The sequence below is a fragment of the Streptomyces sp. NPDC059455 genome (assembly GCF_042750115.1).
GTDB classification, from domain to species: domain Bacteria; phylum Actinomycetota; class Actinomycetes; order Streptomycetales; family Streptomycetaceae; genus Streptomyces; species Streptomyces endocoffeicus.
The window spans coordinates 1-12195 of the sequence record NZ_JBHYVB010000036.1 but is presented as its reverse complement, the minus strand read 5'-3'; the positions used below and the strand labels follow the sequence as shown (position 1 = coordinate 12195).

Annotated in this window: 7 protein-coding genes; 5 read left to right on the top strand and 2 right to left on the bottom strand. The window is 73.8% G+C overall.

Annotated features, from left to right (window positions below; translation table 11 throughout):
- Positions 1 to 17: 17 nt before the first annotated feature.
- From ACFXB5_RS15555 to ACFXB5_RS15545, 3 genes are all read left to right on the top strand, one after another.
- Entirely contained in the window at positions 18 to 1439 is a 1422-nt protein-coding gene (locus ACFXB5_RS15555) for a dihydrolipoyl dehydrogenase family protein (protein WP_385207616.1), read from the top strand.
- A 1394-nt stretch (positions 1440 to 2833) separates the two neighbouring features.
- Positions 2834 to 3871 carry a protein phosphatase 2C domain-containing protein gene (locus ACFXB5_RS15550; protein WP_385207521.1) on the top strand — a complete coding sequence of 346 codons (1038 nt, stop codon included), beginning with the start codon at positions 2834 to 2836 and terminating at the stop codon, positions 3869 to 3871.
- A 97-nt stretch (positions 3872 to 3968) separates the two neighbouring features.
- Positions 3969 to 5711: a pyruvate dehydrogenase gene (locus ACFXB5_RS15545; protein ID WP_385207518.1), complete on the top strand. Its 1743-nt coding sequence runs from the start codon at positions 3969 to 3971 to the stop codon at positions 5709 to 5711.
- A 47-nt stretch (positions 5712 to 5758) separates the two neighbouring features.
- On the opposite strand, the gene ACFXB5_RS15540 is transcribed toward ACFXB5_RS15545, so the two are convergent.
- The gene (locus ACFXB5_RS15540; protein ID WP_385207515.1) at positions 5759 to 8944 is read right to left on the bottom strand and encodes an alpha-mannosidase; all 3186 of its coding nucleotides are present in this window, start codon (positions 8942 to 8944) and stop codon (positions 5759 to 5761) included.
- 265 nt (positions 8945 to 9209) lie between these two features.
- On the opposite strand from ACFXB5_RS15540, the gene ACFXB5_RS15535 reads away from it, so the two are divergent.
- Complete coding sequence (locus tag ACFXB5_RS15535; RefSeq protein ID WP_210951464.1) at positions 9210 to 9626, top strand: ATP-binding protein; 417 nt, start codon at positions 9210 to 9212, stop codon at positions 9624 to 9626.
- A 143-nt stretch (positions 9627 to 9769) separates the two neighbouring features.
- Here ACFXB5_RS15535 and ACFXB5_RS15530 read toward each other — a convergent pair whose 3' ends face one another.
- Positions 9770 to 10930, bottom strand: coding sequence for a DUF2637 domain-containing protein (locus ACFXB5_RS15530; protein ID WP_385207512.1), 1161 nt, complete (start codon positions 10928 to 10930; stop codon positions 9770 to 9772).
- Positions 10931 to 11303: 373 nt separating this feature from the next.
- Between ACFXB5_RS15530 and ACFXB5_RS15525 the strand changes: the two genes are divergently transcribed.
- On the top strand, positions 11304 to 11966 hold the full coding sequence (locus ACFXB5_RS15525; protein ID WP_385207613.1) for a GntR family transcriptional regulator: 663 nt from the start codon (positions 11304 to 11306) through the stop codon (positions 11964 to 11966).
- Positions 11967 to 12195: the final 229 nt, after the last annotated feature.

Below are 12195 nucleotides of genomic sequence, written 5' to 3'. Positions count from 1 at the left end.
ATGGCGTGTTGCTCGGGGTGGGGGGGGGGGCGCGGCGGCGTGTGCTGCGCCCACCCCCCCCCCCCCCCCCCGCCGGGCTCTCCACGGTGATCGTGGAGCGGGAGCTGGTCGGTGGTGAGTGTTCGTACTGGGCCTGCGTCCCCAGTAAGTCGCTGCTGCGCCCGGTGCTCGCGCGGGCCGAGGCACGCCAGGTGCCGGGGCTGCGGGAGGCGGTCGGGGGGCCGCTGGCGGCGGCCGATGTCTTCGCCCGCCGCGACAAGGAGGTCGGCAACTGGAAGGACGACGGTGCGCTCACCTGGCTGGAGTCGGCCGGGATCGACCTGGTGCGCGGCCATGGGCGGCTGGTCGGGCCGCGGCGGGTCACGGTGACGCCGCCGGACGGCTCCGGCGGCGAGGAGCGGACCCTCACCGCCCGCCACGCGGTGGCCGTCTGCACCGGCACCCGGGCCGCGCTGCCCGACATGCCCGGGATCGCCGAGGCCCGGCCCTGGACCAGCCGGGAGGCCACCAGCTCCGGCATGGTGCCGGAGCGGCTGATCATCGTGGGTGGTGGTGTGGTGGCCGCCGAGATGGCCACGGCCTGGTGCGGCCTCGGCTCGCGCGTCACCGTGCTGGTGCGCGGCTCCGGGCTGCTCAACCGGATCGAGCCGTTCGCGGGCGAACTGGTCGCCGAGACGCTGCGGGAGGCCGGGGCCGAGATCCGCACCGGTACATCGGTGAAGGGGCTCGCCCGGCCGGGCGGGGCGGAGGGACCGGTCACGGTGACCCTGGAGAGCGGGGAACAGATCGAGGCGGACGAGGTGCTCTTCGCCACCGGGCGCGCCCCGCACACCGCGGACGTGGGCCTCGAGACGGTGGGGCTCGAACCGGGCGGCTGGCTGACGGTCGACGAGACCTGCCGCGTGACGGACGTCCCCGACGGCTGGCTGTACGCGGCGGGCGACGTCAACCACCGAGCGCTCCTCACCCACCAGGGCAAATACCAGGCGCGCATCGCGGGCGCGGCGATCGGGGCACGCGCGCGGGGCGTCGAGCGGCTGGACACGAGCCGCTGGGGCGAGTACGCGACGACCGCGGACGAGGCGGCCGTACCGCAGGTCGTCTTCACCGACCCGGAGGTCGCCGCGGTCGGGCTGACCGCGGAGCAGGCCGAGGCCGAGGGCCGCAGCATCCGCGTCGTCGACTACGACATGGGCCAGGTCGAGGGCGCGGCCCTCTACGCGGACGGCTACCGCGGCCGCGCCCGCATGGTCGTCGACCTGGACCGGGGCCACCTGATCGGCGTCACCTTCGTGGGCCCCGGGGTCAGCGAACTGCTCCACTCGGCGACGGTGGCGGTAGCGGGCGAGGTCCCCATCAACCGCCTCTGGCACGCGGTGCCGTCATTCCCCACGATCAGCGAGATCTGGCTGCGGCTGCTGGAGGCGTACAGGGGGTGAGGGCGCGGGGCTGATGGGGCCGGGGCCGCCTGGTCGCCCTGGGCCCGGCCCGGGCCCCGGCTCCCGGCCCGGCCGCCCGCCCTCGGCTCGCGGGGTCCCACACCCTGCTCCTCGGGTTCGCCCCCGGCGGCGTTCACGCCTTACGCCGGGGCGAGCAGCGGGCTCGTCCCCGGCGCTCCGCCCCGGGCTCAGGGGCGGGCCGCCTGCAGGGCCGGGCTCCTGGGGCCAGCGGGTGAGCGCGCTCGCGTTTGCTTGAGCGGATCTTGGGCGGGCCTCGGGCCGGTCATCGCGTGGTGTTCCCATGGAGCCTCCCTGTGGACAATGTGGGGATGAGCCAGCAGGGCGACCGACGCCGTCATGAGGACGACTGGTGGGGCGAGTTGTACGACCCCCGTCGTGCCGACGCGGGGCCCGCGGCGGCCTCCGACTCCGTGGACGACCGGTTCGATTCGGCCTCCCGCACGCTCGCCGGCGACGAGGACGCCGGTAATCAGAGACCGGCCGCGGGCGCCCCCTGGGGCCCGCGGACGGGGGAGCCGGGCGGTGCCGCCCCGGGCTTCGACGCCGACGCCGGAGGTGGCCCGCAGGGGTGGCGATCTCCCGCCGACGAGGAGCCCGGTGCCACACTGCCCATCCAGGACCGCGCGGGGTCCGGTGCCGGGCCGGGACGTACGGGGCCGGGTGCTGCCGCATGGGGTGGCGCGGGCTCGGGGACCGAACAGGGCGACGAGGGGCCCGACGCCTCGCCCTCGCAGCGGGGTCATGCGGGGTCTGGGGCAACCCCGCCCTCCGACGGCCGCGAGGGCTCCGACGCGGGGCCGGGACGTACGGAACCGGGCGCCCCATGGGGTGGCGCGGGAGCCGGTGCCGCGCAGGGCGGCGCGGATCCCAGGGAGGCATCCGGCCGCCCGGATCCAAGCGACGCACCGGGACGTACCGGCCCGGCGAGCGCACCCGGACGTACCGACTCGGGAAGCGCGCCCGGACCCACGAGCCGGGGAAGCGCGCCGGGACCCGCGAACCCGGCGGGTGCGCCGGGACCCACGAGCCGGGGGAGCTCCCCCGGACCCGCAAACCCGGCGGGCGCACCTGGGCCCACAAACCCGTCGGGCACGCCCAGCCCCACGGGCCCGGCGGGCGCACCTGGGCCCACCAGTCAGGGAAGCGGGCCCAGACCCACGAGCCCGGCGGGCGGGCCCGAGCCCACCAGTCAGGGAAGCGGGCCCGGACCCGCCAGTCAGGGAAGCGGGCCCGGACCCGCCAGTCAGGGAAGCGGGCCCGGACTTACCGGTCCGGCGGGTGCGCCTGGCCCCATCGCCCCGGCCGCCGGCCCGCCCAGGCGCGCCGGGGTGTCCGGGCCGCCCTCGCCGTCCTCGGGGCCGCGTGGGGCCGGGGTGCCGCCTCCGCCGGAGGCCGCGCTTCAAGACGATCCGGCGCGGCCCTGGCGGGCCGCGGCGGCCTCGTATGTGGGGGACCAGCCGCCCATGTACGAGACCGAGCCGACCACGCTTCCCGTCACCGATCCGGAGGATCTCCGGGATGTGGTGCCCGACACCGTGTTGGAGGGCGCTCGGTACGGCACGCTGACGCTGCGGGCCGCGTCGTTGCGCGGGGACGCGGCCCGTTATCGGGGTGAGCTGCGGCGGGACGCGCTGCTCGCGGTGCGGTTCGGGACCGGGGACAGCGCCCTTCTCCTCGTGGCCGTGGCGAGCGGGCAGCGGGCGGCCCCGGGGGCGCACCGGGTGGCGCGTGAGCTGTGCGAGTGGATCGCCGGGGCGGTCGGCGGCAATCAGGCCCGGCTGACGGAGGACATCCACACCGCCAACCGCGGCGCCCTCAGTTCCGGGCTGCACCGGCTCACCGACCGTGCCTACGGGCGGCTGCGCGCCGGCGCGACCGTACGCGGCCTGGCCCCCGCCGACCACACCGCCTCGGTGCGCTGCCTCCTGCTCCCGGCGCATCCGGCCTGCCGTACCCGGGTGTTCTTCGGCGTCGGCGACGGCGGGCTCTTCCGGTTGCGGGACGGCGTCTGGCAGGACCTGGAACCCGACGGGGGCGAGCGGGACACCGTCGGCGGACCCGTCATCGGCTATGGGAGTGGTCGCCCGCCCGGCCGACGACCGGGCCATGACCCCGACCCCGACCCCGCCTCCGACCCCGGCCCCGACGCCACGCCGCCACCCGAGTCCGACGAGCCCGTCCACGGGCCCTTCCGGTTCCGTGCCTCCGTCGCCCGGCCGGGCGACACCCTGCTGCTGTGCAGCGCGGGCCTCGCCGAGCCCCTGCGCGGCGAGGCCGCCCTCGCCGATCGCCTGGCCGAACGCTGGGACACCGCGGAGGCACCGGGTCTCGCCGCGTTCCTCGCCGATGCCCAGACCGGGGTGAAGGGCTACGCCGACGACCGTACGGCGGCCGCCGTCTGGGAGGCGTAAGCGCGCCGTCCATGGGTTGATGGACGGAAGGTCAAGGTGGCGGACAAGCGTCACCCACCCCATCGACCCTGGACGACGAGAGGGATGAGGGCGCGCGATGGCCAAGCAGACCGTGGCGGAGCAATACGTGGACATCCTGGTGCGCACCGGTGTGCGGCGGTTGTACGGCGTGGTCGGCGACAGCCTCAACCCCGTGGTGGACGCGGTCCGCCGCAACGCCGCGATCGACTGGATCCAGGTGCGGCACGAGGAGACCGCCGCCTTCGCCGCCGGTGCCGAGGCGCAGCTCACCGGGTCCCTCGCCGCCTGTGCGGGCTCCTGCGGCCCCGGGCACGTCCATCTGATCAACGGGCTCTACGACGCCCACCGCTCGATGGCCCCGGTCATCGCGCTCGCCTCGCACATCCCCAGCAGCGAGATCGGCACCAGCTACTTCCAGGAGACCCACCCCGAGCGGCTGTTCCAGGAGTGCAGCCACTACTGCGAGCTGATCTCCCACCCCCAGCAGATGCCCCGCGTTCTGCAGACCGCCGTGCAGCACGCGATCGGCCGCAGCGGGGTCAGCGTGGTGGCACTCCCCGGCGATATCGCCGCCCGCCCGGCGCCCGAGCGCGCCGAGGAGCACGCCCTGGTGACGTCCCGGCCCACCGTGCGCCCGGGCGACGCGGAGATCGACCGGTTCGCCCGCATGGTCAACGAAGCGGAGCGGGTGACGCTCTTCTGCGGCCGGGGCTGTGCCGGGGCGCACGAGGAGGTGATGGCCTTCGCCGAACTGCTGAAGGCGCCGGTGGGGCACGCCCTGCGCGGCAAGGAGTGGATTCAGTACGACAACCCGTACGACGTCGGCATGAGCGGTCTGCTCGGCTACGGCGCGGCGTACGAGGCCACCCACGAATGCGATCTGCTGATCCTGCTGGGCACCGACTTCCCGTACGGCGCCTTCCTGCCCGCCGATGTGCGGACCGTGCAGGTGGACGTCCGCGCCGAACACCTGGGCCGCCGCTCCAAGCTGGACCTCGCCGTCTGGGGCGATGTCCGGGAGACGTTGAGCTGTCTGACGCCGAAGGTGCGCCCCAAGACCGACCGCCGCTTCCTCGACCGCATGCTGAAGAAGCACGCCGACGCGCTGGAGGGCGTGGTCAAGGCTTACACCCGCCGGGTCGACAAGCACATCCCGATCCACCCGGAGTTCGTGGCGTCGGTGCTGGACGAGGAGGCCGCCGAGGACGCGATCTTCACCGTGGACACCGGGATGTGCAATGTGTGGGCCGCCCGCTATCTGTCCCCCAACGGCCGCCGTCGGGTGATCGGCTCCTTCACCCACGGCTCGATGGCCAACGCGCTGCCGCAGGCGATCGGCGCCCAGTTCATGGACCGCCGCCGCCAGGTGATCTCGATGTCCGGCGACGGCGGATTCACCATGCTGATGGGCGACTTCCTCACCCTCGTCCAGTACGACCTGCCGGTGAAGGTGATCCTCTTCAACAACTCCGCGCTGGGCATGGTCGAGCTGGAGATGCTGGTCTCGGGCCTGCCCGCGCACGGCACGGGTTACCGCAACCCCGACTTCGCGCAGATCGCCCGCGCCGCCGGGGTGTACGGCGAGCGGGTGGAGAAGCCCAAGCGGCTGCGGTCCGCGCTGCGCGCCGCACTGCAGCACAAGGGGCCCGCGCTCCTGGACATCGTCACGGACCCCAACGCGCTGTCCATCCCGCCCAAGATCAAGGCGGAGATGGTGACCGGCTTCGCGCTCTCGGCCAGCAAGATGGTGCTGGACGGGGGCGTCGGCAAGATGGTCCAGATGGCCCGCTCGAACCTCCGGAACGTGCCGCGTCCCTGAGCAGGCCGTGGGTGGCCGGGGGCGGTAAGCCGCCCCCGGCCTCAGCCTCAGCCGCTCACCGGCCGCAGCCGCAGCGTGAGGATCTGGTGCGGGCGCAGTGCCAGGGTCAGCCCGCCAGGACCCGTGGCCGCCTCGTGCAGCGGGCGCTCCAGCAGGTCCGTCACCTCAGCCCCGAGCACCGGGAAGCCGGTGACCAGCGTGCCCGCCGCCCGGCCGCCCTGCGACTCGTACAGCCGCACCACCACATCGCCGCTGCGGTCCTCCGCGAGCTTGACCGACTCGATCGTGATCGCGGGGTTGTCCACGGACACCAGCGGCGCCCGTTCGGCCGGTCCGGTGAGGAGGGTGCGCAGCGGCAGGTTGAGGGCGAGCCCCTCGGCGACCGCCTCGGCGACGCCCGCGCCCGGCAGCAGGGCGTAGCGGAAGCGGTGGACGCCCAGGTCGGTCTCCGGGTCGGGGCTGTGCGGGGCGCGCAGCAGGGTGAGCCGCACGGTGGTGCCCAGCACCTCGCCCTCGTCCGCGCCCCCGTCCGTGCCCGCGCCCCTGTTGTGCGCCGTACGGGTCACATCGTGGCCGTATGTGGAGTCGTTGAGCACCGCCGCCCCGTACCCGGGTTCGGCGACCCGCAGCCAGCGGTGGGCGCAGATCTCGAACCGGGCCGCGTCCCAACTGGTGTTGGTGTGGGTGGCACGGTCCACATGGCCGAACTGGATCTCCGCGGTGGACACCTTGGCGTGGATGTCCAGCGGGAACGCCGCCTTGAGGACCTTCTCCGACTCCTGCCAGTCCACCTCGGTGGCGATGTCGAGGCGGCGGTTGCCCGCGGCCAGCGTCAGCTCCTGGGTGATGCGGGAGGCGCCGAAGGACCGTATGACCCGGACCGTGGCGCGCAGCGGGCCGGACTCGATCAGCTCCACGGACTCGGCGTCGGTCAGATCGGTGTGGCTGCGGAGGTAGTGCCGGTCGATGTCCCAGGCGTCCCAGTGGTTGGGGTGGTCGGGGTGGAGCTGGAGGAGGTTGCCGCGGGCGCCGGGGGCCAGCACCTCACGGCTCGCGTCCAGGTCGAGCACCGAGGTGAGCAGCCCCTCGGCGTCGATGGTCACCCGCAGCCGGTCGTTGTCCAGGACGATGGACTGGCCGTCGCTCAGGGCGGTCACCGGCGGTGCCCCATGGGGTGCGCCGCTGGCGGCGGCGGGCGCCTGCGGGGCGGCCCCCACGGGTGCCGCGCCCAGCCCGGCGACCCGCACCGCGACCGCCGTACGGCCCTCGTCCAGCGGCTGGACCGGGGCCCCGGACGGCAGGGCGGCCGCCGTCCGCGCGTCCAGGACGGCGATCTCCTCGCGTTCGTACGGCGAGGCGTTGAGCACGGCGGGCCCGCCGCCGCCCAGCGCGGCCACCGCCGCCGCGATGATCTCCTCCAGCTCGGCGAAGACCATCTCGTAGATGTCCCGCGCCTCGCGGTGCACCCAGGCGATGGACGAGCCGGGCAGGATGTCGTGGAACTGGTGCAGCAGCACCGTCTTCCAGATCCGGTCCAGCTCGTCGTACGGATAGGCGTAGCCGGGCGTGTGCAGCGCGGCGGCCGTGGCCCACAGCTCGGCCTCCCGCAGCAGATGCTCGCCGCGCCGGTTGCCCTGCTTGGTCTTGGCCTGGGTGGTGTACGTGGCCCGGTGCAGCTCCAGATACAGCTCGCCCGACCACACCGGCGCCTTGGCCCCGTACTCCCGCTCGGCCTCGGTGAAGAACGCCGAAGGTGGCTGGATCTCGACGGTCGGCGAGCCCTCCAGGGAGACGAGCCGCCGCGCCTTCTCCATCATCTCGCGGGTCGGGCCGCCACCGCCGTCGCCGTAGCCGAAGGGCACCAGCGAGCGCGTGGCCAGCCCCTTGTCGGCGAAATTCTTCTCGGCGTGGGCGAGTTCGGAGGCGCTGAACCGGGCGTTGTAGGTGTCCACCGGCGGGAAGTGGGTGAAGACCCGGGTGCCGTCGATGCCCTCCCACCAGAAGGTGTGGTGCGGCATCTTGTTGGCCTGGTTCCACGACAGCTTCTGGGTGAGGAACCACCTCACCCCCGCCAGCTTGGCGAGCTGCGGGAAGGCGGCCGTGTAGCCGAAGGAGTCCGGCAGCCAGATCTCCTCGGTGTCCACCCCCAGCTCCTCCAGGAAGAACCGCTTGCCGTGCACGATCTGCCGGGCCAGCGCCTCACCACCGGGCATGTTGGCGTCCGACTCGACCCACATCGAGCCCACCGGCGCCCAGTTGCCGTCCGCCACCGCCTTCTTGATCCGCTCCCAGATGTGCGGCTGGTGCTCCTTGACCCAGGCGTACTGCTGCGCCTGGGAGCAGGCGAAGACCAGCTCGGGGTACTCGCCCGCGAGCGCGGTGACATTGGCGAAGGTGCGGGACGCCTTGCGCACCGTCTCGCGCAGCGGCCACAGCCACGCCGAGTCGATATGGGCGTGCCCGGCCGCCGAGACCCGGTGCGCGCTGGAGTGCGCGGGACGGCCGAGGACGTCGGTCAGCTCGGCGCGGGCGGCGGCCGCGGTGCCGGGGACGTCGTGGAGGTCGAGCGCGTCCAGCGCGTTCTCCAGGGCGCGCAGGATCTCATGGCGGCGCGGCCGGTCCTCCGGCAGCTCGTGCATCAGCTCCGAGAGCACCTCGATGTCCAGGACCAGATGCCAGACGGTCTCGTCGAGGACGGCCAGCTCGGCCGAGGCGAAACGGTACAGCGGCTCGTTCCCGGCGGTCAGCACGTCGCCGAGCCGCGTCGGAACGAAGCCGTCGCGCAGCACGGACGGGTTGGCGGCGGCCTCCAGCAGCAGCCGTACGGGCTCGCCACCGGCCGCGGGGGCGGCGATCGGGATATGGCGGTTGCGCGGATGGATGCCCTTGATCGGCACCCCCTCCGCGTCGTACACCAGCCCCTCGGCCTGGAACCCCGGGGCGTCGTCGGTGAATCCGGGGTCGATGACGGCCTCCACCCGCCGCCCCGCCCAGCCCTCGGGCACCGCGCCCTCCAGCCGGAACCACCAGGTGGACCACGGGCTGCCCCAGTCCGTACCGGTGGTGAACGGCTCGTAGGCGCCCGCCAGCGCCTCCGCGACCGGCACCGGCTCACCGGGGGTGCGCCACGCGGAGAGGGTGAGCGGCACCCGGGCCGTGTACTGGGCGGGCCTGATGAACTGGCGCAGCGCGCGGTCCAGGCGCCCCTCCACCAGTGGTCGGTCGTCGTGCATCACGGCTCCTCGGTTCGAGCTCGGGGGATCACTCAGCGGATCACTCAGGGGATCACTCCCAACAGTTCCCTCGGTGTGTGGGGGGCCACACGCGGGCATGCATTTCCGTGAGCGTGTTCGACGACATTCGACGCTGGCCGCCGTCAGGGGGTGGCCGGGGCGGGGGAGGATGAAGCGTCAGCCTGTACGGCCGGGCCGTGGGCATGGATACGGTCGGCCGGATGCGAGGCCGAAGGCAGCGGAGGCCGTTCCGGAGGGTGTTCCGATGGAGCGTGGCCCGGTCCTGACCAAGCGATTGGCGCACGACGATCTCGCGGCGGTGGCGCGGGTCCGCGCGGAGCTGCGGGAGATGCTGCGGCACTGGGGAGGGCCCGGCCGGGCCGATCTCGCCGAGCTGCTCACCAGCGAGCTGGTGACCAACGCACTGGTGCACACCGACCGTGGTGCGCAGGTCACGGCCTCGTTGGGGGACGGGCCGGGCGCGCGCGTCACCGGGCGATTACGGGTGGAGGTGCGGGACTTCGTGTCCCGGCACCCGACGCTGCGCGACCGGCCCGCCGAGGACAGCACATCCGGGCGCGGACTGCTGCTGGTGCATACGCTCGCGGACGCCTGGGGCGTGCGGGCGCACGGGGTGGGCAAGGTCCTGTGGTTCGAACTCGAAGCCGAGGGCGTTCCGTAGCCGCGTCCATCGGCGCCTGGCGCGGACGTCGTGGCACGTGTCGGCGTCTGACGTCGTGGCGCGTTAGCGCGTTGCGCGGTACGGATCCGCCGGGCGGCGGGCGGGGATCCGTACCCCCGCCCTGGCCGCCGCCTCAGCCCCGCTCAGCCGAAGGCGCGCTCGATCTGCGCCAGCTTCTCCTCGAGGGAGTCCAGCCGCGGGATGGTGAGGGTGTCGTCCTCGGCCGTGAGGTCGATGGTGTGCGGACGGTCGGCCTCGGCGTCCTTGTCCTTCTCACCGAAGCCGAAGCTGAAATCCCGGTCGCGGTCCTTGTCCCGCTCACGGCCCAGGTCGCCGGTCGCGGACTCGGCGCCGCCCGCGGAGCGCAGGGCGGGCCGGGCGGAGGCGGCGGCCAGCTGGGCCTGCTCCGGGGCCCCGGCGGTCTCCAGCACCTTCTCGCCTATGGCAGGCTCCGAACTGAGCTGCCCGGCCGGCGGGGTGGCGGCGGTGACCTCCACCTGACGGCCGCCGCGGCGGCCCCACATCCGGTGCTGCCGGTTGATCGCCCGGATCCGGGCCCGGTCCAGCTTCTCCTGCTCGCGGCGGCGGGAGCGGTTGTGCTCCTTCTCGCGCCGGTCCTCGCGGACCTCCTCGACCGCCTCGTCCAGCGTCCGCACGCCCTCGAGCAGCATCAGCGACCAGGCGGCGAAGGTCTCGCGCGGAGCGCGAATCCAGCGGACGACGCGGATCTGCGGCAGCGGCCGGGGCACCAGGCCCTGCTCGCGCAGCGCAGCCCGGCGGGTCTGCTTCAGGGCCCGGTCGAACAGGACCGCCGCCGAGAGCGACATGCCCGCGAAGAACTGCGGGGCGCCCGCGTGGCCCATGCCGCGCGGCGCGTGCACCCAGTTGAACCAGGCCGCGGCGCCCGCGAACAGCCACACCAGCATGCGCGAGCCGAGCGCGGCGTCACCGTGGCTGGCCTCCCGCACCGCCAGCACCGAGCAGAACATCGCCGCGCCGTCGAGCCCGAACGGCACCAGGTACTCCCAGCCGTTGGTCAGCGCCAGGTTCTCCCGCCCGAAGCCCACCAGGCCCTGGAAGGAGAGCGCGGCGGCCACCCCGGCGCAGCAGAACAGCAGAACATAGGCGGCCATCCCGTAGACGGCCTCCTTACGGCGCCGACGTTCCTCGCTGCGCTCCCAGGAGTCGGTGATGACGCTCTCGTCCTTCTTCCGTCGGCCGCGCGCGAGGACAACCGCCGCCCCCACGACGCCGGCGAGCGCCACGACGACTGGCAGAACCAGCGATATGTCGGTCAGTCTCATCCGGTGCCCCTTGATTGGCTTCATGAAGTTCTGGCCGCAGTACGGCCTACCGCGCGCGACATCCTGGCGGAATCCTGCCGGGCCTCGAGCGGTTTTGGGACAAGAGGCCGCCAAGTAGGCGGGGGGACACGCGGATAGCTGCGATGCGATCCGAACACTCGCGCTGTGCAAGCGGCTTGATTCTATTCACGGAACCCGATCGCGGGTAATCCGACCGACCGGCTTGGCGGTCGGTCTACGGTCCGTGTACGAGACGCAACGTTACTACGACCTTAAATGATGTTTACGGGCTTTGCCCGGGGGCGGCCTCCGCATATCGTTTCGATGGGATGTCAGGAGGACCGGAGTGGAGCAGTCCGAAGCACAGGTGGCGATGGACCCGCTGCCCTCCTGCGGCGCGCCCGCGGCACGCAGGTCCCCGCGCCGGCACTCGGTGCGCGGCCAGATCCTGGACGCCCTGCGGGACGCGCTGGCCGGCGGTGAGCTGACCCCGGGCGAGGTGTACTCCGCGCCGGTGCTCGCCGAGCGCTTCGGCGTCTCTCCCACCCCCGTACGGGAGGCCATGCAGCAGCTCGCGGGCGAGGGCGCCGTCGAGGTGGTGCCCAACCGGGGCTTCCGGGTCGCCCGCCGCAGCGAGCGCGAGCTGGCCGAGCTCGCGGAGGTACGGGCGCTGCTGGAGGTTCCGGTGATGCTCAGCCTGGCGGAGGCGATCGCGCCCGAGCGCTGGGCCGGGCTGCGGCCCTTCGCCGAGGCGACGGCGGCGGCCGCCGTAAGGGGCGACCGGGCCGCCTATCTGGAGTCGGACCGCACCTTCCACCAGACGGTGCTCGGCTTGGCCGGAAACCAGCAGCTCGTGATCGTGGCCGACGATCTGCACCGCCGCGCCCAGTGGCCCCTGGCCTGCGGCCGTACCACCCGCGTCGCCGACCTCGTCGCCGACGCGAAGGAGCACATGGCGCTCCTCGACGCCCTGGCCGCCCGCGACCTCGACACGGTCGAATCCCTCACCAGGGCCCACTTCGTCCCGACGGTCTGAGGACTGGGGCCTGGGGTCTGGGGCCTGGGGCCTGGGGTCTGGGGCCTGGGGTCTGGGGCCTGGGGTCTGGGGTCTGGGGTCTGAGGGCTGATAGGGGGCGTCCGGCGGGTCTTGGCGCCTGCGGCGGGCTGTTCCCCTCCCTGCCCCTTCCCGACACCTGACGATCTGCGGCTCCGCCGCGTGGGGGGCTCCGCCCCAGACCCCAGACCCCGGGGCCCGGGGGGCGGGG